We start from the raw sequence: 22777 nt of genomic DNA, 5'->3' as shown, positions 1-22777 counted from the left end.
GGCCGGCGGGGCCGCATCAGGCGGCGGGAGGCTGCTCGAACGGCAGCGTCAGATCGCGCAGGTCGCGGCGCGTTTCCACCAGCACCAACGGACCGTCATCGATCGCCACCGCTGGGGGGCGCTCACGCGGAACGTGGATCGGGCGCGGCTCCGCGGCGATGGCGGCTTGCGCCGCAGCGATCTTTTCCGCGTCGGAGTTCACCCACTGCAGGCCCGAGGTCTGAGCGATCTGGCTCAACTCGTCCACAGGCAGCGTGAACGCCTGAACCCGAGGCATGGCGCCGTTGGCCGAGGCCATCGCTGCTGGCGCCGGAGCGGCGGCTGCAGGCCGTGCCGCGACCACTGGCGCAGGCGCTGGCACGGGTGCCGGCGTTGGCGTTGGCAATGGCGCAACGGGCGCTGCGACCGAGGCCACTGGTGCCACCGGGGCGGCAACGGGTGTTGGAGCCGGTGCTGGCACAGGACGGGGTGCCACCGGTGCCGGGGCGAAGGACTCTGCCACGGGCTCCGAAGAAGCCACCGGCGCCACGGGGGCCGCTAAGGGTTCTTGCGGCTGAGCGGCAGGCGCTGCGGACGCGTTGAAGTAGCTGCGGCGTGCGGGTTCTTGCGAGCCTTCTGCAGGTGCATCGTCGGCCGAAGCCGTCGCGCTCGCGTCGAAGTCCATCAAGTTCGCTGGCGGTTGCTCCTGCTCGGCACCGTTTTCACGCGGGGCGCGTTCGCCACGCTCGCGGCGGTCGCGGCCGTAGCGGTCGCGGGACCGGCGTTCACGGCGTTCTTCGCCGCCGGCGGCAGGCGCTGCGGGTGCAGCATCGTTGCCGGTCAGGTCGAGATCGGGCAGGGATGCCATGGGCGACGTGTCCACGAAGTCCGCCACAGGGCCTTGGCCAATGCCAGCGGTCTCATCGACACGGGGACCGCGCTCGCGGCCACCGCGTTCGCCACGGCCACCGCGTTCGCCACCCCGTTCACCGCGTTCACGGCGGGGGCCGCGTTCAGCGCGTGCTTCCACGGGTTCGCCAGCACCGTCCAGCGTCACCGAAGCGGTCGAGGGGAGGGCAGCGCCTTGTTCCGCATTCAGCGGGGCCTGGCGGGGCTCGCCATCGCGGCGCTCACGGCCACGGCCTTCGCGCGGTTCACGGGGCTCACGAGGCTCGCGGCTTCCATTGCGGGCTTCGCCTTCGGGACGGCCTTCGCGGCCTTCACGGCGCTCGCCGTCGCGGCCACCGCGGGCTTCGCCATCGCGCGGTCCGCGACCGTTGCGCGGTGCTTCGCCTTCAGGCCGTTCTGCGCGGCCGTCGCGGCGGCCACGGCCTTCGCCGCTGCCTTCGCGTTGTCCGTCGCGCGGACCACTGCGGTCGCCATTGCGTTCACCACGGCGGCCACGGTCGCCGCCACGGCCTTCACGCCGGCCTTCTCGGGCGGGCTCGGCGGCAGGGGCTGGCGCAGGCGTGACCACTGGCGCAGGGGCGCGTGGAGGCTCGCCGAAACCGAACAGGCTCTTGAGCCATGCAAAGAATCCCTGCTCTTGCGGCGCAGGGGCTGCAGCCGGTGCGGGCGCTGGCACCGGAGTGGCGGCGGCGGCTGCCGCTGCGGCCGCAGCGGCGGGCCGGCTGTGCGATGCACTGCGCGCAGCGCCTTCCGGACGGGGCTCGGCGATTGGCGCGGGCGCGTCGGGCAGCACACCCTTGATCACCGGGGTCTGCTTGTTGGTGGGCTCTTGCGAGCGGCGGGTGACGGCGGTGGGGTCTTCCACTTCTTCGACGAGCTTGTAGCTGGCGTCAATGTGATCCAGGCGCGGGTCGTCGTGCTTGAGGCGCTCGAGCTTGTAGTTCGGCGTCTCCAGGGTCTTGTTGGGCACCATCAGCACGGTCACGCGCTGCTTGAGTTCAATCTTGGCGATCTCGGGGCGCTTTTCGTTGAGCAGGAACGAAGCCACTTCCACGGGCACCTGGCAGTGCACGGCGGCCGTGTTGTCCTTCATGGACTCTTCCTGAATGATCCGCAGGATCTGCAGCGCCGACGATTCGGTGTCGCGGATGTGGCCCGAGCCACCGCAGCGGGGGCAGGGGATGGACGAGCCTTCGCTCAACGCGGGCTTCAGGCGCTGGCGGCTCATTTCCATGAGGCCGAACTTGCTGATCGTGCCGAACTGCACGCGGGCGCGGTCCTGGCGCAGCGCGTCGCGCAGGCGGTTTTCGACTTCGCGGCGGTTCTTCGACTCTTCCATGTCGATGAAGTCGATGACGATCAGGCCGCCCAGGTCGCGCAGCCGCATCTGGCGGGCCACTTCGTCGGCGGCTTCCAGGTTGGTGCGGGTGGCGGTTTCCTCGATGTCGCCGCCCTTGATGGCGCGGGCGGAGTTCACGTCCACGCTCACCAGCGCTTCGGTGTGGTCGATCACGATGGCGCCACCGGAAGGCAGCGTCACGGTGCGGGCGTAGGCCGACTCGATCTGGTGCTCGATCTGGAAGCGGCTGAACAGGGCGGCGTCGTCGCGGTAGCGCTTGACCTTGCCGGCATGCTCGGGCATCACGTGCGCCATGAACTGGTGCGCCTGCTCGTAGATGTCGTCGGTGTCGATGAGGATGTCGCCGATGTCGCTATTGAAATAGTCGCGGATGGCGCGGATGACCAGGCTCGACTCCTGGTAGATCAGGAAGGCGCCCTTGCCGCCCTTGGCTGCGCCGTCGATCGCGGTCCAGAGCTTGAGCAGGTAGTTCAGGTCCCACTGCAGTTCGGGCGCCATGCGGCCGATACCGGCCGTGCGCGCGATGATGCTCATGCCCTTGGGGTACTCGAGCTGGTCCATCGCTTCTTTGAGCTCGGCCCGGTCTTCACCCTCGATGCGACGCGAAACGCCTCCGCCACGGGGGTTGTTGGGCATCAGCACCACATAGCGGCCGGCCAGCGACACGAAAGTGGTCAGGGCCGCGCCCTTGTTGCCGCGCTCTTCCTTTTCGACCTGCACCAGCAGTTCCTGGCCTTCGCGGATCACGTCGTTGATGCGCGCCTGGCTGACCGAAACGCCTTCGGCGAAATACTGGCGGGAGATTTCCTTGAAAGGCAGGAAGCCGTGGCGGTCTTCGCCGTAATCGACGAAGCAGGCTTCCAGAGAAGGCTCCACACGGGTGACGACGGCCTTGTAGATGTTGCCCTTGCGCTGTTCGCGCCCTTCGATTTCGATTTCGTAATCCAGCAGCTTCTGGCCGTCGACGATGGCCAGACGGCGTTCTTCGGGCTGCGTGGCGTTGATGAGCATCCGCTTCATGATGGGATTCCTTTTCGTTGTCGGCCGGGCGGCGCGCAGCGAAAAAGCTGCATCGGCGCGCGTCCCGACCATTCAAACCAATGACACAGGCTCTTCAGGAGCCATGGATGCCAGGGCCGACGCGTTGAAACGAAGGGAATTGCCGCAATGCCACGCGGCTGCAAAGCTCTAGCTTCGCAGTCGTGGCGGGGGCGCGTGGATGGGGGCGAGGGGAAATGTGTGCAGCGTTGCCATGAAAGACGTGCCTGATGGCGCAGGCTGCACGGGCATTGCGGGCGACTGCTGAGCCCATGCCGAAGGCAGGCGCCTTCGCCAAAGGGTCACAATCCATGCCAACAATGCCCACATGTTTTCGCTTTGATCCGCCCGCAGAACCTGCCTGTTGGGCGGCCTGCGGACTGGGGATTCCGGTTTCGGTGTTTCAATTTGTCAGCCGGCCGCACGGCGTGGGAGCCACCACAGGCATCTGGCCTGCAATCTGCGCACACGACGCCCGTTGGCATCGACCTGCCCGCGCGGCTTGCAAGGTTGCGTGGACTAAACTCCAGACAAATCAACCACTTACAGAACATCGCGCAGGTGAAACACATTATAGGGGGCAAACCGGCGCCCGACAGTACCCCAAACCCCGCCCCCGCTGCAGCCCGCATCGTCGAAGTCGATGAAGAGTCGGCCGGGCAAAGACTCGATAACTTTCTGATACGCGAACTGAAGGGCGTACCGAAAACGCACGTGTACCGCATCATTCGAAGCGGCGAAGTTCGCATCAACAAGGGCCGTGCCAGCGCTGACACCCGGGTGTCGGCGGGCGACCTCGTTCGCTTGCCGCCGGTGCGCATTTCGGAGAAGGTGGCCGAGAAAGCCGAGCGTCCGGCGCCTGCGCGCGAATTCCCGGTGCTGCTGGAAGATGATCACCTGATCGCCATCGACAAGCCCGCAGGGGTCGCGGTACATGGCGGCAGCGGAGTGAGCTTCGGGGTCATCGAGCAACTGCGGCAGGCCCGGCCGCAGGCCCGGTTTCTGGAATTGGTCCACCGGCTGGACCGGGAGACCTCGGGCATTCTCCTCGTGGCGAAGAAGCGCTCTGCACTGATCCATCTGCAGGACCAGTTTCGCGAGCGCGCGACGGGCAAGACGTATCTGGCACTTGTGTCCGGCACCTGGGCCGCCAACAAGAAAGTGATCGACACGCCCCTGCACAAGTATCTGCAGGCCGATGGTGAACGGCGCGTTCGGGTCACCACGCCAGAGGACCCTGACGGCATGCGCTCGATCACCCTCGTGAAAGTGCGCAGCTACCTTCCGGTGCGTCCGGCAGAAGGGTTGCCGGCCATGTCACTTTTGGAGGTCACCATCAAGACGGGGCGTACGCATCAGATTCGCGTGCACCTGGCCAGCCAGGGCCATGCGATCGTTGGCGACGATAAATACGGCGACTTCGAACTGAACAAGCGGCTGGGCAAACACGGACTCAAGCGCATGTTCCTGCATGCCTGGAGGTTACAGTTCGCCCACCCCTCCAACGGCGAGCGCATCGAATTGCGCGCAGAACTGCCGCCCGATCTGGCCGAATTCACCGGCGCCACTGTCTGAAACCATGCCCACGACCCAACGCCGCCGCTTCGATCTCATCGCTTTCGACTGGGACGGCACGCTTTACGACTCCACCGCCATCATCGTGCGCTGTATCCAGGATGCCGTGCGCGATGTCGGGGGCACGGTGCCGACTGACCAGGCCGCTGCCTGGGTAATCGGCATGGGCCTCATGCAGGCGCTGACGCATGCTGCGCCCGATGTTCCCGTGGAAAAGCACGCCGAATTGGGCAATCGCTACCGCTATCACTATCTCAAGCATCAGGACGATCTGAGTCTGTTCGCCGGAGTGCTTCCCATGCTCGAAGACCTGCGAGCCCGCGGTCACTTGCTGGCGGTTGCAACCGGCAAAAGCCGGCGCGGACTGGACGAAGTGCTGCACACGGTCGCGCTGCGCGGCATGTTCGATGGCTCGCGGACTGCGGATGAAACCGCCGGCAAACCGCATCCGCTCATGCTCCAGGAGTTGATGGCCGAGTTCGACGTGGCCCCAGAGCGGCTGCTGATGATCGGCGATACCACCCATGATCTGCAGATGGCCCTGTCGGCAGGCTGCGCGAGCATCGGCGTGAGCTACGGCGCACACGAGCCAGGGGGGTTTGATGCATTGAAGCCGCTGGGCGTGATGCATACGGTGAAAGAACTGCACGACTGGCTTTTGCAGCACGGCTGATCGTGTGGCTAGGCCGCAATATTTTTCGCTGCTTCGCTCCAGTGGTTAACAAAATCGCATGACGTTCACTTCGCAGCCCATTGACTTGTGCGCTGTCGCCGACTTAGTGGACAGCGGAGATGCTGTGGCCTTTGACGTGGTGTATGCCGGCCAGGCCTGCCGGGCCTTCGCCGTGCGCTTCAAAGGCCAGCCATACGCTTACCTGAATCGCTGCACCCACGTTCCGATGGAAATGGACTACCAGCCGGGACGCTTCTTCGATGACACCGGTCAGTGGCTGCTGTGTGCCACGCACGGTGCAGCCTACCGGCCCGATACGGGCGCCTGCGCAGGCGGGCCGTGCCGTGGAGGCCTTGTGAAGATCGAACTCTCCGAGAGCCAGGACGTAGTGCGCTGGCATACTGACCACCACCTGCAACCTGTCGAATTTTGACAAATGACCGAACCCACCCGGCCCGAACCTTCTGGTTCTGGGCAGAATCCTCCCCCAGCGCCCGATCTGTGGGCAAAGCCTGCTCCTGAAAAGGAAGCAAGAGACGCCGCGAAAGCACCTGGCTGGGAGCGGGATGTGCTGGAAAAACTGGTGTTCGCGACCTTGTCCGAGCAGCGCTCTGCACGGCGCTGGCGTATCTTTACCCGGTTGGCCTGGCTGGTCTTCCTGATTGCGGTGGCTTGGGTGTTGCTTGCACGCGACGCTACGAGCACCAGCAAAAGCACGCCGCACACAGCGGTGGTCGACATCAAGGGCGAGATCGCTGCGGGGGCTGAAGCCAGTGCTGAGTTCGTGGTGGCCGCCATGCGCAGTGCCTTCGAAGATTCTGGCTCGCAAGCCGTTGTGCTGCTCATCAACTCCCCTGGCGGTAGCCCGGTGCAGGCGGGCATCATCAATGACGAAATCATTCGTCTGAAGGCCAAGTACAACAAGCCGGTCTATGCCGTGGTCGAGGAAACCTGCGCATCTGCGGCTTATTACATCGCTGCAGCGGCAGACGACATCTATGTGGACAAGGCGAGCATCGTCGGCAGCATCGGCGTGTTGATGGATGGCTTTGGATTCACCGGCACCATGGAAAAGCTGGGAGTGGAGCGTCGCTTGTTGACGGCGGGTGAGAACAAGGGCTTCCTTGACCCGTTCAGCCCACAAACCGAAAAGCAGCGCGCCTATGCCCAGGCCATGCTGGACCAGATTCATCAGCAGTTCATCCATGTGGTCAAGGAAGGCCGGGGCGATCGCCTCAAGCCGACTTCCGACACCTTCAGTGGCCTGTTCTGGACCGGTCAGCAGGCCGTCGAGATGGGATTGGCCGACCACCTGGGGAACCTCGATTACGTGGCGCGGGAAGTCGTTAAGGCCGAAGACATCATCGATTACACCCGCCGCGACAATGTTGCTGAGCGGTTGGTGAAGAAATTCGGCGCCGCCATGGGCGAAACCGCCATCCAGGCCATCAAGGGCGCTCCGTCGGTGCGTTAAGCCAGTCGCTTAGTGTTCTTCTTGAATCCCTGGCTCACGAGTGGATGTGAAGTCAGGAAGACAACGCTGCGATCGGGCTGGTAGGTTCCGGTGCAGCGTATGTTTATCGGCCGATGGCAAACACCGTTGGCGTGCGGTTGTCCGGCACTTCGGGTTGCTGCCTCCACTGGCGCACCAGCCGGCTCGCGGTTCGCGCCTGCGGCAGGGTCAATCCACTGGCGAGTGCCAGCCGCGTATTGGGCTGCAGTGTCTGGACCAATGCCTGCCATAGTGCGGCGTTGCGGTAGGGGGTTTCGATGAACAGTTGGGTCTGTCCCTGTTTGAGGGCGAGGTTTTCGAGTTCACGGATGCGTGCAGCGCGCTGCGCCGGATCTTGCGGCAGATAGCCGGTAAACGCGAAACCCTGGCCATTGAGGCCGCTCGCAGCCAGCGCCAGCAACAGCGAAACCGGCCCGACCAGCGGCACCACGCGCAGGCCGCAGTCATGCGCCGCGCGCACCACCGAGCTGCCGGGATCGGCGACCGCTGGCATTCCTGCTTCACTCACCAAGCCCATGTCGTGGCCTGCGAGTGCGGGTGACAGCAAGGATCGGGCATCGAACACAGCATGGCCTTCCGCGCCGTGATCACCTTTCTTATGCACCTCGCGCGGCAATTCTTCGATCTGCTGCGATTGAATGGGTTGCTTCAGCGGATGCAAGGCATCGATGCGCTTGAGGTAAGCACGGGTACTTTTCGCGTTCTCGCAAATCCAGTGCGTGATCTGCGAGGCTACCTGTAGCGTGGCGGTCGGGAGCGATTGGTCCAGTGGGGACTGTGTGTCGCAACCGAAGTCGAGCGGTGCGGGCACGAGGTAAAGCGTGCCTTTCGATGGCATTGCCGGCGTGGTTGGAGTCGATGTCATGGCAACTCCAGCCCGGCCGCGCGCAACATTCGGCACGTGCGAATGAGTGGCAGACCGATCAGCGCAGTAGGGTCATCGCTGCGGATGCTGTCCAGCAGGCTGATTCCCAATCCTTCGCTTTTGGCGCTGCCGGCGCAGTCGTACGGTTGCTCGATGCGAAGATAGCGCTCGATCTCGGCATCGGACAACTCACGAAACAGGACGTCCACCGCTGCCAACTCCACCTGTTCAAACCCAGTGGCGGCACAGACCACAGCGACGGCGGTTTGAAACACAACACTTTGCCCACGCATCTGCTGCAACTGTTCCACCGCACGATCATGTGTTCCTGGTTTGCCCAATGGTTTTCCTTGAAGATCTGCGACCTGATCGGAGCCGATTACGATCGCTTCAGGATGTGCCGCAGATACGGCACGCGCCTTGGCCAAAGCCAATCGCAGGGCAAGGGCGCTGGGGGCTTCGGTTACGCCGGGCGTTTCATCCACGTTCGGAGCCATGACATCGAAAGGCAAGTGCAGACGGGAAAGCAATTCGCTGCGATATCGGGAGGTCGAGCCCAGTACCAGACGGCGGGGCAAGGAAGGGGATTGAGGCATGCGCTGATTCTCTTACACTGCCGCCATGACCAAGGAATTTTCCCCACAGCGCCTCGATGTCAAAGCCTTTGCGCAGGCGGGCGGTCATTTGTCCGGCCATGACTCCCTGTTGAAATACGAACGGCTTGCCTTGGAAGCCAAGGGTCTGCACCCCGATCTGATCGTGGACTGGCAGGCGGATGGTGAACTGCGCAGTACCCACGGCATCGGTGGACAGATCTGGCTGCGGCTTGTGGTGCGCGCAGCTTTTCCGATGACGTGCCAGCGCTGTCTCGGTCCCGTGGATGTGCCGCTGGAGGTGGAGCGGGAATTTCGCTTCGTCGCCGATGAGGCCACGGCTGAAGCTTTGGACGACGAGAGTGATGAAGATTTGCTGGCTTTGAGCCGTGAATTCAACTTGCGTGAACTGATAGAAGACGAATTGCTCATGGCATTGCCTCTGGTACCCCGGCACGATGAGTGCCCTGCGCCCGTCCCGATGGAGTCCAGCGACGAGGATTTCGAAGAGGCCAGCGCTCAGAAGCCCAATCCTTTTGCCGCGCTTGCAACTTTGCGAAAAGACAAATCAGGGGACTGAAAACCGTTTGGGCTATAATCGAGGGCTTCGCGCGAATCCCCCTCGTGTCTTTTTTGGGCTGATCGCGTTTTTTACCAACCCTTCAAGACTCAGGAGCCACCATGGCTGTTCAGCAAAACAAAAAATCTCCTTCCAAGCGCGGCATGCACCGTTCGCACAATGCACTCAACGTGCCAGGTACGGCAGTCGAGCCCACCACCGGTGAAGCCCATCTTCGCCACCACATCAGCCCCAACGGTTTCTACCGTGGTCGCCAAGTGCTGAAGAACAAGTCTGAAGCCTGATTCAAGTCACGCGCTGAGGCCCGCTGCTACGAACAGTAGCGCGGGCCTTTCTTTTGTTCGCTGTATTTTCATTTTCGGCCCTCTATGGGGTCGGACGAGTCGCCCATGATCACACTGGCTGTTGACTGCATGGGGGGCGATCACGGCCCCCGCGTCACGCTAGCGGCGTGCCGCCAGTTTCTCGAACACCATCCTGACGCCCGACTGATGCTGGTAGGGCAACCCGAAAGTCTGAAGGACTTCGGGCATGACCGAGCTGCTGTCACTCCTGCGAGTGAAGTTGTCACCATGGATGATCCTGTGGAGATTGCCTTGCGCCGCAAGAAGGATTCATCCATGCGGGTCGCTATTCAGCAGGTCAAGGATGGCGCTGCCCAAGCTGCGGTTTCTGCCGGCAATACAGGCGCCTTGATGGCAATCGCTCGCTATCTGCTCAAGACTTTGGACGGTATCGATCGCCCTGCCATTGCCACGCAAATGCCAAATGCCAAGGGTGGGGCTACCACGGTTTTGGATTTGGGTGCGAATGTGGACTGCAGCGCAGAACACTTGCTGCAATTTGCGGTGATGGGCTCTGCGCTCGTTTCTGCGCTTCAAGAAGGCTCGGAGCCGACGGTCGGATTGTTGAACATCGGCGAAGAAGCTATCAAAGGCAGCGATGTCATTAAAAAAGCAGGTGAATTGCTGCGTATAGCTGGTAACAGCGGCGATCTTCGATTTTATGGCAACGTTGAGGGTAACGATATCTTCAAGGGAACGGTCGACATCGTTGTTTGTGACGGTTTTGTGGGAAATGTGGCCCTCAAAGCCAGCGAGGGTGTCGCAACCATGATCGTCGGCGGGCTCAAGCAAGAGTTCAAGAAAAATATCTTCACCAAATTGGCTGCAATCGCCGCTTATCCGGTCCTATCTGCGCTCATGAAGCGGATGGACCATCGGCGTTACAACGGTGCGGCCTTGTTGGGGCTGCGCGGCTTGGTTTTTAAAAGCCATGGATCCGCAGACGCAATGGCTTTCGAACAGGCTTTGAACCGGGCGTATGATGCAGCCCGCAACAACTTGCTCGACCGCGTCCGGACGCGGGTGGCGCACGCGGCCCCCCTGCTGGCGCCTGCGGACGCCCAACTAGCCAATACCGCGGTCGGGGCCACATATTGATGAGACGCTACTCACGCATCACGGGCACTGGCAGCAGCCTACCTCCTCGCCGTTTGACCAATGCCGATCTCGTCGCCGAATTGGCTCAACGCGGCGTAGAAACGTCAGACGACTGGATCGTCGAGCGCACCGGTATCCGGGCGCGCCACTTCGCCGAGCGCGATGTCTGTAGTAGCGACTTGGGGCTGGAGGCGGCTCGCAATGCCCTGAATGCAGCGGGTGTGCAGCCGCAAGACATTGACTTGATCATCGTGGCCACGTCGACCCCGGACATGGTGTTCCCGTCGACGGCTTGCATTTTGCAAAACAAGCTCGGCGCCAATGGATGTCCTGCCTTTGACGTTCAGGCCGTGTGCAGCGGTTTCGTCTACGCCCTGACGGTGGCGGACGCCATGATCCAGTCCGGCAGTGCCAAGCGCGCACTCGTGGTGGGTGCTGAAGTGTTCAGCCGTATCCTGGATTTTGACGACCGCACCACCTGCGTTCTATTTGGTGATGGAGCGGGCGCTGTGGTGCTGGAAGCGTCGGAGACGCCCGGCATCCTGTCGAGCGATCTGCACGCGGATGGCCGGCATGTGGGCATTCTTTGCGTGCCCGGTAATGTCTATGGCGGCAAGATCCTCGGCGATCCCCTGCTCAAGATGGATGGCCAAGCAGTTTTCAAACTGGCGGTCGGTGTTCTGGAAAAAGCTGCACGCGCTGTGCTGGACAAGGCGGGCATGACCGACGCCGACGTGGACTGGCTGATTCCCCATCAAGCCAACATCCGCATCATGCAAAGCACCGCCAAAAAGCTGGGCTTGTCGATGGACAAGGTGGTCGTCACTGTCGACCAGCATGGCAATACCTCGGCGGCGTCCATTCCCTTGGCACTCGATCATGCCGTGCGCAATGGCCAAGCCAAGCCTGGGCAGACGCTGCTGTTGGAAGGCGTCGGCGGCGGTTTTACCTGGGGTGCTGTGCTACTGAAGTTATAGCATTGGACGCTTATTAAATAAGCGCTAGGTGCGATTTTGACGATCTGGTTATGACGACACAAAAAACTTTTGCATTTGTTTTTCCAGGCCAAGGCTCGCAGTCGGTCGGCATGCTGGATGCTTGGGGCGACCATCCAGTCGTTACCCATGCCCTGCAGGAGGCATCCGATGCACTGGGCGAAGACATCCAGCGGTTGATCCATGAAGGGCCCAAGGAGGCGTTGTCACTGACGACCAACACCCAGCCAGTCATGCTCGTGGCAGGTGTGGCGGCTTGGCGTGTTTGGGTTGCCGAAGGCGGGCGCGCTCCGGCTGCAGTGGCCGGCCATTCGCTCGGCGAGTATTCCGCGTTGGTTGCGGCGGGTGTCCTTACCCTTTCTCAGGCTGCCCCACTTGTTCGCCTGCGGGCCGCTGCGATGCAAGAGGCGGTTCCGGTGGGTATCGGCGCAATGGCTGCCATTCTGGGCATGGATGCCCAAAATGTGATCGAGGGTTGTGCGGCGGCAGAGGCCGCCTTCGGCGCAGGCAGCGTGGAGGTGGTTGAAGCCGTGAACTTCAACGACCCCATCCAAACCGTGATTGCAGGTACCAAGGCTGGCGTGGACAAGGCTTGTGAAGTTCTGAAGGCCGCAGGCGCCAAGCGTGCCTTGCCTTTGCCCGTATCGGCTCCGTTCCATTCCAGCTTGATGAAGCCCGCTGCCGAGAAATTGCGGGAGGCTTTGTCTTCTGTGGCGTTGGCCGCGCCCCAGATTCCTGTGGTCAACAACGTAGATGTCGCTATTCAGCAAGAGGCTGATGCGATCCGCGAAGCGTTGTATCGCCAAGCCTTCGGTCCGGTGCGCTGGGTTGAGTGCGTGCAGTCCCTGAAGTCACGAGGTGTCACGCATCTGGTGGAATGTGGTCCCGGCAAAGTGCTGACGGGCCTCACGAAGCGCATCGATCCTGAGTTGATCGCTGCATCCCTTTACGACCCGGCCTCGTTGGCCGAGACACAAGCATTATTGGCATGAGCGACACCTCTTTATTGAATGAGAAGCCCCAGGTAGCTCTGGTGACCGGCGCATCCCGTGGCATTGGGGCTGCAATCGCGACGGTCTTGGCTGGCAAGGGGTATTTGGTCGTTGGCACGGCGACCACGGACCAGGGGGCTGAGCGAATCTCCCAGGCCCTGGCGTCCGCTGGCAACGGCAGCTATGGCGTCAACCTGAACGTGACGGATGTGGCAGCGGTCGATGCGTTGATAGATGGCACCGTCAAGCAGCACGGCGGTCTGCACGTGCTGGTGAACAACGCAGGTATCACCCGCGACACCTTGTCCATGCGCATGAAGGACGATGACTGGGATGCGGTGATCGACACCAATTTGAAGGCGGTGTTCCAGGTGAGCCGGGCAGCCATCCGTCCCATGATGAAGCAACGCTTCGGACGGATGATCAATATCACGAGCGTGGTGGGTTCGGCCGGCAATCCGGGTCAGGCCAACTATGTGGCTGCCAAGGCTGGCGTGGCTGGAATGGCGCGCGCGATGGCCCGCGAGCTCGCCAGCCGCGGCATCACGGTCAATTGCGTTGCTCCTGGTTTCATTGCTACCGATATGACAGCGCAACTGCCTGCAGAGCAGCAGCAATCATTGCAGTCGCAGATTCCGATGGGCCACATGGGCCGTCCGGAAGACATCGCACATGCCGTCGCATTCCTTGCCTCCAAAGAAGCTGGGTATGTGACCGGTCAGGAGTTGCATGTCAATGGCGGCATGTACATGTAATTAGACAAAGTTAACGCCGATTCATCCGTGCGGCAGGCTGATAGGGGAGTGATCCCGAAGCAGCTAGAATCGCGGATTCATTCACAACCCTCAAAGGGAAACCATGAGCGATATCGAAGCACGTGTCAAAAAGATCATTGCCGAACAACTCGGCGTTGAAGAGTCGCAAGTCACCAATGAAAAGGCTTTCGTGGCCGATCTGGGTGCTGACTCGCTGGACACGGTGGAGCTGGTGATGGCGCTGGAAGACGAGTTCGGCATCGAGATTCCTGACGAAGACGCAGAGAAGATCACCACGGTGCAAAACGCCATCGACTACGCCAATACCCATCAGAAGGCCTGAGCGCCTTCCATTCAGACAGATCCGTAGAAAGTCTTAGCGCATGAGCCGTCGTCGCGTTGTCGTGACCGGCCTGGGTTGCATCACCCCCGTCGGAAACACGGTGGCGGATGCCTGGGCCAACATCCTCGCTGGAAAATCCGGCATTGACCTCATCACCAAGTTCGATGCGTCGAACTTTGCCTGCAAAATTGCGGGCGAGGTCAAGGGATTCGATCTGGGTGCTTACATGAGCACGAAAGATGCGCGCACGATGGATACCTTCATCCATTACGGCATCGCTGCGGCAGATGAGGCCGTGCGGGATGCCGGTCTTCCAACGGGCGAGGCGCTGGACGAAGAGTTCGCGGCGCGCATCGGCTGCATCATCGGGTCTGGAATCGGTGGGTTGCCGCTGATTGAAAACACGCATGCTGAACTGGAAAGCCGTGGTCCACGAAGAATCACGCCTTTTTTCGTGCCGGCTTCCATCATCAATATGGTGGCGGGCCACGTGTCGATGCGTTTCGGCTTCAAGGGCCCAAACCTTTCGGTCGTCACAGCGTGTACGACAGGGCTGCACTGCATCGGGGAAGCTGCGCGAAAGATCGAATACGGCGATGCCGATGTGATCGTAGCGGGTGGTACTGAAGCCACTGTGTCGCCCCTGGGCGTTGGTGGCTTTGCCGCCATGCGTGCTTTGTCGACGCGCAACGATGACCCCAAGACCGCGTCCCGCCCTTGGGACAAAGAGCGCGATGGGTTTGTGCTGGGTGAAGGGGCTGGTGTTTTGGTGCTCGAAGAATACGAGCACGCCAAGGCACGGGGCGCCAAGATTTATGCCGAACTGTCCGGATACGGCATGAGTGCCGATGCCGGCCACATGACTGCACCCAACATGGATGGTCCTCGCCGGGCCATGCAGGCAGCGCTGCGCAATGCCGGCATCAATCCTGAGGATGTGGATTATTTGAATGCCCATGGCACGTCCACGCCGTTGGGTGACTTGAACGAGACGCACGCGATCAAGGCCGCTTTGGGCGAGCACGCCAAGAGCACCGTGATCAGTTCGACGAAGTCGATGACGGGCCACCTCTTGGGCGGTGCCGGAGGTATAGAGAGCGTGTTCACCGTGATGGCGCTGCGCGACCAAAAAGTGCCGCCGACCATCAACATCTTCGAACAAGACCCGGAGTGCGACCTGGACTACTGTGCCAACGTTGCCCGTGACTTGAAGATGGATGTGGCTGTGAAGAACAACTTCGGTTTTGGCGGTACCAACGGCACGTTGGTTTTCAAGCGCATTTGATGGAATAGCGGGGCCGCAGATGTTGGCAGGGGCTTTACGGGGCCTGAAGCCGACGCTGCAATGATCCTATGGCGCAGTCTTTCCATGCGCCAGGTACACGATACGCCTTCGAAAGAAGTCGGTTGGTGGGCTGGTTTGTCTTCATTGTTCTGTTGTTCAGCGGCGGTGGCCTAGGCGCCTGGATGGCTTTGGCTGCCGGGAATCTGAGGCTTCAATTCGTTGTCTCTGCCGTCCTCTGGGCTGGCACTGCTGGATTGGCGTGGCATTTTTGGCGTTGCCTGCCTCGCGGTTTTCTGCAATGGGACGGCTTGAACTGGTCATTGAACGCGAACGATGCTTCACCCATCACTGGCGCCATGACTGTCCACATGGACTTCCAGCGGGTTTTGTTGGTGCATTTAAAGGGGCCGGATGGCCGTACTGTCTGGTTGTGCCTGGAGCGCGTCGGCCAGAATGAGTCATGGGCCGCTTTGCGCCGTGCGGTATATTCGCGCCCCAAGCCAGAGCTCCGCGCCGACGGCGTGTTTCCTGTCCGGCGCGGCGACGCGTGAGTTTCTTTCACATGACTGCTTCAATGCCCCCGCCTCCCGCCGACAGTGACCTTCAGCTCGTAGAGCGTACGGTCGCGGGTGATCAGAAGGCTTATGAATTGCTGGTGATCAAGTACCAGCGGCGCATTGAGCGGCTCATCGGCCGCATGGTTCGCGACTCTGACCTGGTGCAGGACATTGCCCAGGAAACGTTCATCAGGGCGTATCGCGCTTTGCACCAGTTCCGGGGCGAGGCGCAGTTCTACACATGGCTCTACCGGATTGCGGTCAATACCGCCAAGAAGGCGCTCGTCGATATGAAGCGCAATCCCGTCATTTCAGAAAATGCCCTCCGCGGAAGTGATGACGACGATGAAACTTCCCGGCTTGGACACGAACTAACCACCGACGAAACGCCCGAGACCGTGCTCGCAGCCCAGGAAATTGCTGTGGCGGTGAATGCGGCAATGGATGCGCTGCCCGAGGATTTGCGCCAGGCCGTGACGCTGCGTGAGATCGAAGGGCTGACTTACGAGGAAATTGCGGCTGCCATGGATTGTCCGATCGGCACCGTACGCTCTCGTATCTTTCGGGCGCGTGAGGCCATATCGGCTCGAGTTCGCCCTTTGCTGGAAAAGCAGTCGGGCAAGCGCTGGTAGCGTGATGCGAATGGCAGAGCACATTGAAGCAAACAGTGACGGCGGGGAACGACCATGAATGACGATCTGAAAATGCGCGAACATTTGTCTGCCCTGGCAGATGGGCAGTTGCGGGGCCAGGAGTTCGCCCAAGCCGTAGACCACGCCAGCCGCGGCGATGGCGCTGCCACTTGGCAGACGTACCACTTGATTGGAGACGTTCTGCGGTCTTCCGAGCTGGCGCGCCCGGTCAACTCGACGCTGATCGATCGACTTCGCGCCCAAATCGAGGAAGAGCGGCTGGAGCGCCCCGCGATGATTGCGGACGCTGCCGTTCTGCAGGTCACCAAGCAGAGCATCGCCAAGCCGGCGGTGGCTGCCAATGCCTCCGTCTTTCGCTGGAAAGTGGCGGCGGGTTTCGCGTCGTTGGCCGCGGTGGGGGCCATTGGCTGGACCGCTTTTGTCGGCCTGCAGTCGGGTAACCAGGGCGGGCAGATGGCCCTTGCTGCGCCAGTGACGGTGGCACCTCCGGCGGTCGTGGCTGTTGCCGAAGGGGGCGAGGCGGCGGCACAGTCGCCAGTGATGATCCGAGACCCGCGTCTGGATGAGCTGTTGGCAGCGCACAAGCAATTCGGAAACACTTCGGCATTGCAGATGCCGGCAGGTTTCCTGCGCAATGCCACGTTCGAGGCCCCTGCGCGCTGAGGCCGTGAAGATGGGCCAGGAAGGCCTCGCGCATGCTTGTTCTCCCATGAAGATCGCTCATGCGCATAAAGGCTTGTTGAAAAGAGTCGCGTCGTTGCGCCATGCCTTGGTATGGGGGCTGATGCTGGCGGGAATGGGCCAGGCGCTGGCCGGGCCTTCTGCTGAAACTGGGATCGCACCCGCAGTTGCGCCCGGTGAATCCCGCTCCATTTCCGGTTGGCTGGAGCGCATCCATCGCGCGTCCCGCGAACACAGCTACAACGGCACGTTCGTAGTGCTGTCAGCATCTGGCGCCATGGTCAGCTCTCGGATATGGCATGCAGCGGACGGAAAAGACCAGATCGAGCGCATCGAGGCATTGAACGGTTCGCTGCGGGTGGTCTATCGCCGTGAGGGACTCGTCCGCACATTTTTGCCCCAGGCGCGGGTGGTGCGTGAAGATCGCCGGGACATGCCCAGCCTCTTTCCCCGCCTTCCCGAAACGGCGGACCGTGGACTCGATGCCCATTACACGGTTCAAGCCCTGGGACGCGAGCGCGTGGCAGGCCACGAGAGTGAAGTCGCGTGGTTGCGGCCCCGTGATGCGTTGCGGTTCGGTTATCGCATGTGGGTGGCCGAAGCTTCCGGATTGATTTTGAAGCTGCAGACGCTGGATTCCCGGGGGCGCGTGCTGGAGCAGGCAGCGTTCTCCCAGTTGGAGCTGGACAACCCGGTTCCATTTGCGCGGCTGGCCGCGATGATGGATGACGCGGGCGACTTCCGTCTGGTCAAGGTCGCCATGCGCAAGACGACTGCGAAGGCGGAAGGCTGGCGCCTGCGGGCGCCAGTCGGTGGTTTCACGCCGGGCGATTGCTACAAGCAGGAAGAGGCTTTAGCAGCGCCGTCTCAAGCCGGCCTGCCGCTGCATTGTTTGCTTTCCGATGGGCTTGCGACGGTATCGCTTTTCCTGGAACGCTACGATGCCTCTCGGCACCCGGCAGGGCCCAGCGCGGGCAGCATGGGGGCCACCCAGACCTTGGCCTTGCGGGTTTCAGGCAACATGTGGCTGACCGCCGTGGGCGAGGTGCCGCAAGAAACCTTGCGGTTGGTGGCGGAGCAGCTGGAATACGCCCGTTGACCGTTTCGCCACCGGTCATCGCCGGCCTGCGATGGCATGAAATCGGCACCTGTCCCGCTGCCTTGCGGGAACCAAACCTGAACCTTGCAGTACGAAGTGCTTTGCTGCCCCAGATGTCTCCTCTGAATTTAGAAAGACCGATGATGCCGATGACGACGAATTGGAAAAACCTGCAATCGTGCGCTGTGGCCGTCGCGATGGCATTGACTGCCGCCACGGCGGTCGTGCCCGCCGACGTGCTGGCGCAGACCCCGCCGCCCACCGTCCGTGGACTGCCGGATTTCACGGACCTCGTGGACCAGGTAGGTCCCTCGGTGGTCAACATCCGTACGCTGGAAAAAGCGACCGAGCGCGCTGGCCCCAATGCCATGGATGAAGAGATGCTGGAGTTCTTCCGGCGGTTCGGCGTGCCGGTGCCACCCAACGTGCCGCGCCAGCAGCGCCCTCAGCGTCCCCAGCCCGACGAAGAGCAGCCGCGTGGTGTCGGCTCCGGTTTCATCCTGACGCAAGACGGTTATGTGATGACCAATGCGCACGTGGTGGAAGGCGCCGATGAAGTCATCGTCACTTTGACCGACAAGCGCGAGTTCAAGGCCAAGATCGTAGGCGCCGACAAGCGCACCGATGTGGCGGTGGTCAAGATCGAAGCCACCGGCCTTCCGGCCGTCAAGGTGGGCGATCTGAACCGGCTGCGTGTCGGCGAATGGGTGATGGCCATCGGATCGCCGTTCGGCCTGGAAAACTCGGTGACGGCGGGCATCGTCAGTGCCAAACAGCGCGACACGGGCGACTACCTGCCGTTCATCCAGACGGACGTGGCGATCAACCCAGGCAACTCCGGCGGGCCGCTCATCAACATGCGTGGCGAGGTGGTTGGCATCAACAGCCAGATCTACTCCCGCTCCGGCGGCTTCATGGGCATCTCTTTTGCCATCCCCATGGATGAGGCCATTCGCGTCAGTGACCAGTTGCGCGCGACGGGTCGGGTGACCCGCGGGCGCATCGGCGTCCAGATCGGCCAAGTGACCAAGGACGTGGCCGAGTCGATCGGCCTGGGCAAGCCGCAGGGCGCGCTGGTCAGTGGCGTGGAGGCAGGCTCTCCTGCGGACAAGGCCGGCGTGGAAGCGGGCGACATCATCACCAAGTTCGATGGCAAGACGATCGAAAAGACGGCCGATCTGCCGCGCCTCGTGGGCAACACGAAGCCCGGCAACAAGAGCACGGTGACGGTATTTCGCCGCGGCGCGACGAAGGACCTGTCGATCACCGTGGCCGAGATCGAGCCGGACGACAAGCCAGTGGCCAGCAAGGGCGCTGAAAAGGAAGGGGCGAAGCCCAAGCCGTCCCCTGCCGCTCAACAACTGGGCCTGTCCGTGGCCGATTTGACCGATGCCCAGAAGAAGGAGCTCAAGCTCAAGGGCGGTGTCCGGGTCAACGCCGCAACAGATGCAGCGGCACGCGCCGGCCTTCGCGAGGGTGACGTGATCCTTTCGATCGCCAATATCGAGGTGGCCAATCTGAAGGATTTCGAAACCGCGTTGGGCAAGGCGGACAAAGGCAAGGCCATCAATGTGCTGTTCCGCCGTGGCGAGTGGGCGCAATACGCCTTGATTCGTCCCGCCCGCTGAACCTTCCCGCAAAGCCCCATCCCGAAGTGGGATTTGGGGCTTTTGCGGCATGAAATCCCCAGTGATGCGGTGTTTTGGCAGAGATTGCCATCTACCAATTTCGATAGAATGGCGCCTGGTTTTGCCGGCATTAATGCATATCGAAGCGCGTCATCATCACCATGTGGGATGGTTGCAAACGATGCACAGGCGATCCACAGTTCGCCCACAAGTTGTTCCGCTCATTCGCGGCATTTTGTGAATAAGCTGTGTATAAAATGCCCGTTGCAAGCTGGCAACGCCTTCTCAACCTTGTTGGCCGGACTTTCTCTCTCGGCCTTTTTGCCTACAATGAAGTTCCAACCATCGCAGTTGCCAAATGATTGTTGGTTCAGGGCGCGTCACCATTTGACGCGCCCTTTTTTCTTGTGCGCGCCGTTTTAATTCAATCACTTGTCGCTTTCCCTTGATGAACCACATCAGAAATTTTTCCATCATTGCGCACATCGACCACGGCAAATCGACCCTGGCGGATCGCTTGATTCAACGCTGCGGCGGGCTTGCCGAGCGTGATATGGAAGCCCAGGTGCTCGACTCGATGGACATCGAAAAAGAGCGTGGGATAACCATCAAGGCGCAGACGGCGGCACTGCAGTACAAGGCGCTCGATGGTCAGATCTACAACCTCAACCTGATCGACACGCCGGGCCACGTGGACTTCTCCTATGAAGTCTCGCGCTCGCTGTCGGCCTGTGAAGGTGCGCTGCTGGTCGTCGATGCGTCGCAAGGGGTCGAAGCCCAGACCGTCGCCAACTGCTACACCGCGCTGGACCTCGGTGTGGAAGTGTTGCCGGTGCTGAACAAGATGGACCTGCCGAACGCGGACCCCGACAACGCCAAGGCCGAAGTCGAGGACGTGATCGGCATCGATGCGACCGATGCGATTCCATGTTCCGCCAAGACGGGCATGGGCATCGACGAAATTCTCGAAGCGATCGTGGCGAAGGTGCCTGCACCGCGAGGCAATCCTGATGGCCCGCTGCGCGCGATGATCATCGACAGCTGGTTCGATTCGTACGTCGGTGTCGTGATGCTGGTGCGCGTGGTCGATGGCCGCCTGCTGAAGGGCGAGCGCTTCAAGATGATGGCCAGCGGCGCGGTGTACAACGCCGACAACCTGGGTGTGTTCACTCCCGCGAACGAAGCGCGCAATTCGCTCGATGCCGGCGAAGTGGGCTACATCATTGCCGGCATCAAGGAGTTGCAGGCTGCAAAGGTGGGCGACACCATCACGCTGGAAAAGAAGCTGCCCAACAATGCCGGCCCGGCCACCGAAGCGCTGCCGGGCTTCAAAGAAATCCAGCCGCAGGTGTTCGCCGGCCTGTACCCGACCGAAGCGAGCGAGTACGACTCGCTGCGCGACGCGCTGGAAAAGCTCAAGCTGAACGATGCATCGCTGCACTACGAGCCCGAAGTCAGCCAGGCGCTGGGCTTCGGATTCCGCTGCGGCTTCCTCGGCCTGCTGCACATGGAGATCGTGCAGGAACGCCTGGAGCGCGAGTTCGACCAGGACCTGATCACGACCGCGCCCAGCGTGGTCTACCAGGTCGTGAAGGCCGACGGCGAAGTGGTAATGGTCGAGAACCCGTCCAAGATGCCCGACCAGGGCCGCCTGGAGGAAGTGCGCGAGCCCATCGTGACGGTGCACCTGTACATGCCGCAGGACTACGTCGGCCCGGTGATGACGCTGGCCAACCAAAAGCGCGGCGTGCAGATGAACATGTCCTATCACGGCCGGCAGGTCATGCTGACCTACGAAATGCCGCTGGGCGAGATCGTGCTGGACTTCTTCGACAAGCTCAAGTCGGTGTCGCGCGGCTACGCGTCGATGGACTATGAGTTCAAGGAGTACCGCGCGTCCGACGTGGTGAAGGTGGATATCCTGCTCAACGGCGAGAAGGTCGATGCGCTTTCCATCATCGTGCACCGCTCGCAGTCGCAATACCGTGGCCGTGCCGTGGTGGCGAAGATGCGCGAAATCATCAGCCGGCAGATGTACGACGTGGCCATCCAGGCCGCCATCGGCGCGAACATCATCGCGCGCGAAACCATCAAGGCGCTGCGCAAGAACGTGCTGGCAAAATGCTACGGCGGCGACATCAGCCGCAAGCGCAAGCTTCTCGAGAAACAAAAAGCAGGCAAGAAACGCATGAAGCAGATCGGTTCAGTAGAGGTGCCCCAGGAAGCGTTCCTGGCCATTTTGCAGGTGGAAGACTGATATGCAGGCCATGCAATACGTGACCTCCCTGATCCTGGCCGCGTTCGTGGCCTACGTCGGGGCCTGGTACATGGGTGCGATCGAGGGCAACTTCGCGTTGCTGCTGTTCCTGGCCACGGTGGTGACCGGCGCGTACTGGCTGGCCGAGCGGCTGGTCTTTCTGCCGCGCCGCCGCCGGGCGGCCCAGGCGATCGAAGACGCGGCCGTGCAGCGCCGGGCCGAGCTGGATCGCATGGGCATCCAGAAGGTCGATGGCGACGTGCAGGAGGCCAAGGACCGCATCCTGATGCAGCCATGGTGGCTCGACTGGACGGCGGGCCTGTTCCCGGTGATCGCGATCGTTTTCCTGCTGCGTTCGTTCTTGTTCGAACCCTTCAAGATCCCCTCGGGCTCGATGATTCCCACGCTTCTGGTGGGCGACCTGATCCTGGTGAACAAATTCACCTACGGCATTCGCCTGCCGGTCATCAACACCAAACTCACGCAGGGCAACGCGCCACAGCGCGGCGACGTGATGGTGTTCCGCTACCCGCCGCAGCCCAGCATGGACTACATCAAGCGCGTGGTCGGTGTGCCCGGCGACGAAGTGGCGTACCTGAACAAGCGCCTCACGGTGAATGGGCAGGTGGTGGAAACCACCGCCGTGCCGGACTTCTTCGACGAAGACACGATGCGCTACTTCAAGCAGTTCGAAGAGCAGCTGGGCGACCACCGCCATCGCATCATCAACAACGCCGATGTGCCGGCATTCGTGCAGGGCGCGAGCGACTTCGCCAACCGGCAGAACTGCCGCTACAGCGTCGAAGGCGTGGTGTGCAAGGTGCCGGAAGGCCAGTATTTCATGATGGGTGACAACCGGGATAATTCGCTCGATTCGCGCTACTGGGGCTTCGTGCCGGACGCCAACATCGTGGGCAAGGCGTTCTTCGTCTGGATGAACTTCGGCAACCTCAAGCGCATCGGCCCGTTCCGTTGAGCGCGGGCCTCGAACGTTTCCAACCGCCA

23 protein-coding genes are annotated in these 22777 nt (G+C 61.8%); 20 read left to right on the top strand and 3 right to left on the bottom strand.

The window, feature by feature from the left end; all coding sequences use genetic code 11:
- Positions 1-16 precede the first annotated feature (16 nt).
- Positions 17-3268 carry an Rne/Rng family ribonuclease gene (locus BLT03_RS12685; RefSeq protein ID WP_092744129.1) on the bottom strand — a complete coding sequence of 1084 codons (3252 nt, stop codon included), beginning with the start codon at positions 3266-3268 and terminating at the stop codon, positions 17-19.
- Here BLT03_RS12685 and BLT03_RS23920 point away from each other — a divergent pair.
- The 5 genes from BLT03_RS23920 (at position 3252) to BLT03_RS12665 (ending at position 7008) form a co-directional block, all read left to right on the top strand.
- Positions 3252-3440, top strand: a complete 189-nt coding sequence (locus BLT03_RS23920) for a hypothetical protein (RefSeq protein ID WP_139160385.1) — start codon at positions 3252-3254, stop codon at positions 3438-3440. The genes BLT03_RS12685 and BLT03_RS23920 overlap by 17 nt on opposite strands.
- 407 nt (positions 3441-3847) lie before the next feature.
- A complete protein-coding gene (locus tag BLT03_RS12680; protein WP_092744128.1) occupies positions 3848-4861 on the top strand; it encodes an RluA family pseudouridine synthase in 1014 nt (337 codons plus the stop codon).
- Between the two features lie 4 nt (positions 4862-4865).
- Positions 4866-5534, top strand: coding sequence for an HAD family hydrolase (locus tag BLT03_RS12675; protein WP_092744127.1), 669 nt, complete (start codon positions 4866-4868; stop codon positions 5532-5534).
- Positions 5535-5592: 58 nt separating this feature from the next.
- Positions 5593-5967, top strand: coding sequence for a Rieske (2Fe-2S) protein (locus BLT03_RS12670; protein ID WP_092744126.1), 375 nt, complete (start codon positions 5593-5595; stop codon positions 5965-5967).
- Between the two features lie 3 nt (positions 5968-5970).
- Positions 5971-7008: a S49 family peptidase gene (locus BLT03_RS12665; RefSeq protein ID WP_092744125.1), complete on the top strand. Its 1038-nt coding sequence runs from the start codon at positions 5971-5973 to the stop codon at positions 7006-7008.
- A 103-nt stretch (positions 7009-7111) separates the two neighbouring features.
- On the opposite strand, the gene BLT03_RS12660 is transcribed toward BLT03_RS12665, so the two are convergent.
- Positions 7112-7885, bottom strand: coding sequence for an SAM-dependent methyltransferase (locus tag BLT03_RS12660; RefSeq protein ID WP_245711361.1), 774 nt, complete (start codon positions 7883-7885; stop codon positions 7112-7114).
- Between the two features lie 23 nt (positions 7886-7908).
- Complete coding sequence (locus BLT03_RS12655; protein WP_092744123.1) at positions 7909-8508, bottom strand: Maf family nucleotide pyrophosphatase; 600 nt, start codon at positions 8506-8508, stop codon at positions 7909-7911.
- A gap of 25 nt (positions 8509-8533) precedes the next feature.
- On the opposite strand from BLT03_RS12655, the gene BLT03_RS12650 reads away from it, so the two are divergent.
- The 15 genes from BLT03_RS12650 to lepB all read left to right on the top strand — a co-directional run bounded on the left by BLT03_RS12650 (position 8534) and on the right by lepB (position 22748).
- On the top strand, positions 8534-9085 hold the full coding sequence (locus tag BLT03_RS12650) for a YceD family protein (protein WP_092744122.1): 552 nt from the start codon (positions 8534-8536) through the stop codon (positions 9083-9085).
- A gap of 101 nt (positions 9086-9186) precedes the next feature.
- The gene (gene rpmF / locus BLT03_RS12645; protein ID WP_092744121.1) at positions 9187-9369 is read left to right on the top strand and encodes a 50S ribosomal protein L32; all 183 of its coding nucleotides are present in this window, start codon (positions 9187-9189) and stop codon (positions 9367-9369) included.
- A 105-nt stretch (positions 9370-9474) separates the two neighbouring features.
- On the top strand, positions 9475-10527 hold the full coding sequence (gene plsX, locus BLT03_RS12640) for a phosphate acyltransferase PlsX (protein ID WP_092744251.1): 1053 nt from the start codon (positions 9475-9477) through the stop codon (positions 10525-10527).
- A complete protein-coding gene (locus tag BLT03_RS12635; protein ID WP_092744120.1) occupies positions 10527-11504 on the top strand; it encodes a beta-ketoacyl-ACP synthase III in 978 nt (325 codons plus the stop codon). Before plsX ends, BLT03_RS12635 begins: the two co-directional genes overlap by 1 nt.
- 50 nt (positions 11505-11554) lie before the next feature.
- The gene (gene fabD / locus BLT03_RS12630) at positions 11555-12514 is read left to right on the top strand and encodes an ACP S-malonyltransferase (RefSeq protein ID WP_092744119.1); all 960 of its coding nucleotides are present in this window, start codon (positions 11555-11557) and stop codon (positions 12512-12514) included.
- Entirely contained in the window at positions 12511-13269 is a 759-nt protein-coding gene (gene fabG, locus BLT03_RS12625; protein ID WP_092744118.1) for a 3-oxoacyl-ACP reductase FabG, read from the top strand. The genes fabD and fabG overlap by 4 nt, the downstream gene beginning before the upstream one ends.
- 103 nt (positions 13270-13372) lie before the next feature.
- Positions 13373-13612, top strand: coding sequence for an acyl carrier protein (gene acpP, locus BLT03_RS12620; RefSeq protein ID WP_003058049.1), 240 nt, complete (start codon positions 13373-13375; stop codon positions 13610-13612).
- A 40-nt stretch (positions 13613-13652) separates the two neighbouring features.
- Positions 13653-14897 carry a beta-ketoacyl-ACP synthase II gene (fabF, locus tag BLT03_RS12615; RefSeq protein ID WP_092744117.1) on the top strand — a complete coding sequence of 415 codons (1245 nt, stop codon included), beginning with the start codon at positions 13653-13655 and terminating at the stop codon, positions 14895-14897.
- Positions 14898-15022: 125 nt separating this feature from the next.
- Positions 15023-15448 (top strand): hypothetical protein, encoded by a 426-nt coding sequence (locus BLT03_RS12610; RefSeq protein WP_139160384.1) that lies wholly within the window; start codon positions 15023-15025, stop codon positions 15446-15448.
- 11 nt (positions 15449-15459) lie between these two features.
- Positions 15460-16086: an RNA polymerase sigma factor RpoE gene (rpoE, locus tag BLT03_RS12605; RefSeq protein WP_092744115.1), complete on the top strand. Its 627-nt coding sequence runs from the start codon at positions 15460-15462 to the stop codon at positions 16084-16086.
- A gap of 54 nt (positions 16087-16140) precedes the next feature.
- Positions 16141-16770 carry a sigma-E factor negative regulatory protein gene (locus tag BLT03_RS12600; protein WP_092744114.1) on the top strand — a complete coding sequence of 210 codons (630 nt, stop codon included), beginning with the start codon at positions 16141-16143 and terminating at the stop codon, positions 16768-16770.
- Between the two features lie 46 nt (positions 16771-16816).
- Positions 16817-17887, top strand: coding sequence for a MucB/RseB C-terminal domain-containing protein (locus BLT03_RS12595; RefSeq protein ID WP_245711360.1), 1071 nt, complete (start codon positions 16817-16819; stop codon positions 17885-17887).
- A gap of 149 nt (positions 17888-18036) precedes the next feature.
- The gene (locus BLT03_RS12590; protein ID WP_245711359.1) at positions 18037-19515 is read left to right on the top strand and encodes a DegQ family serine endoprotease; all 1479 of its coding nucleotides are present in this window, start codon (positions 18037-18039) and stop codon (positions 19513-19515) included.
- Between the two features lie 448 nt (positions 19516-19963).
- On the top strand, positions 19964-21772 hold the full coding sequence (lepA, locus tag BLT03_RS12585) for a translation elongation factor 4 (protein ID WP_092744113.1): 1809 nt from the start codon (positions 19964-19966) through the stop codon (positions 21770-21772).
- Between the two features lies 1 nt (position 21773).
- A complete protein-coding gene (gene lepB / locus BLT03_RS12580; RefSeq protein ID WP_092744112.1) occupies positions 21774-22748 on the top strand; it encodes a signal peptidase I in 975 nt (324 codons plus the stop codon).
- The last annotated feature ends 29 nt before the right edge of the window (positions 22749-22777 follow it).

Origin of the sequence: Paracidovorax valerianellae (assembly GCF_900102625.1) — a bacterium.
Classification (GTDB): Bacteria; Pseudomonadota; Gammaproteobacteria; order Burkholderiales; family Burkholderiaceae_C; genus Paracidovorax; species Paracidovorax valerianellae.
Note: the sequence above shows the minus strand (reverse complement) of the source record. Positions and strands in the feature narration are given on the sequence as shown.

Excerpts from the sequence above, each read along its gene's own strand:
- BLT03_RS23920 (WP_139160385.1), top strand. The coding sequence starts at position 3,252 with ATGAGCATCCGCTTCATGATGGGATTCCTTTTCGTTGTCGGCCGGGCG.
- BLT03_RS12685 (WP_092744129.1), bottom strand. The coding sequence starts at position 3,268 with ATGAAGCGGATGCTCATCAACGCCACGCAGCCCGAAGAACGCCGTCTG.
- BLT03_RS12675 (WP_092744127.1), top strand. The coding sequence starts at position 4,866 with ATGCCCACGACCCAACGCCGCCGCTTCGATCTCATCGCTTTCGACTGG.
- BLT03_RS12670 (WP_092744126.1), top strand. The coding sequence starts at position 5,593 with ATGACGTTCACTTCGCAGCCCATTGACTTGTGCGCTGTCGCCGACTTA.
- BLT03_RS12665 (WP_092744125.1), top strand. The coding sequence starts at position 5,971 with ATGACCGAACCCACCCGGCCCGAACCTTCTGGTTCTGGGCAGAATCCT.
- BLT03_RS12660 (WP_245711361.1), bottom strand. The coding sequence starts at position 7,885 with ATGCCATCGAAAGGCACGCTTTACCTCGTGCCCGCACCGCTCGACTTC.
- BLT03_RS12655 (WP_092744123.1), bottom strand. The coding sequence starts at position 8,508 with ATGCCTCAATCCCCTTCCTTGCCCCGCCGTCTGGTACTGGGCTCGACC.
- BLT03_RS12650 (WP_092744122.1), top strand. The coding sequence starts at position 8,534 with ATGACCAAGGAATTTTCCCCACAGCGCCTCGATGTCAAAGCCTTTGCG.
- rpmF (WP_092744121.1), top strand. The coding sequence starts at position 9,187 with ATGGCTGTTCAGCAAAACAAAAAATCTCCTTCCAAGCGCGGCATGCAC.
- plsX (WP_092744251.1), top strand. The coding sequence starts at position 9,475 with ATGATCACACTGGCTGTTGACTGCATGGGGGGCGATCACGGCCCCCGC.
- BLT03_RS12635 (WP_092744120.1), top strand. The coding sequence starts at position 10,527 with ATGAGACGCTACTCACGCATCACGGGCACTGGCAGCAGCCTACCTCCT.
- fabD (WP_092744119.1), top strand. The coding sequence starts at position 11,555 with ATGACGACACAAAAAACTTTTGCATTTGTTTTTCCAGGCCAAGGCTCG.
- fabG (WP_092744118.1), top strand. The coding sequence starts at position 12,511 with ATGAGCGACACCTCTTTATTGAATGAGAAGCCCCAGGTAGCTCTGGTG.
- acpP (WP_003058049.1), top strand. The coding sequence starts at position 13,373 with ATGAGCGATATCGAAGCACGTGTCAAAAAGATCATTGCCGAACAACTC.
- fabF (WP_092744117.1), top strand. The coding sequence starts at position 13,653 with ATGAGCCGTCGTCGCGTTGTCGTGACCGGCCTGGGTTGCATCACCCCC.
- rpoE (WP_092744115.1), top strand. The coding sequence starts at position 15,460 with ATGACTGCTTCAATGCCCCCGCCTCCCGCCGACAGTGACCTTCAGCTC.
- BLT03_RS12600 (WP_092744114.1), top strand. The coding sequence starts at position 16,141 with ATGAATGACGATCTGAAAATGCGCGAACATTTGTCTGCCCTGGCAGAT.
- BLT03_RS12595 (WP_245711360.1), top strand. The coding sequence starts at position 16,817 with ATGAAGATCGCTCATGCGCATAAAGGCTTGTTGAAAAGAGTCGCGTCG.
- BLT03_RS12590 (WP_245711359.1), top strand. The coding sequence starts at position 18,037 with ATGACGACGAATTGGAAAAACCTGCAATCGTGCGCTGTGGCCGTCGCG.
- lepA (WP_092744113.1), top strand. The coding sequence starts at position 19,964 with ATGAACCACATCAGAAATTTTTCCATCATTGCGCACATCGACCACGGC.
- lepB (WP_092744112.1), top strand. The coding sequence starts at position 21,774 with ATGCAGGCCATGCAATACGTGACCTCCCTGATCCTGGCCGCGTTCGTG.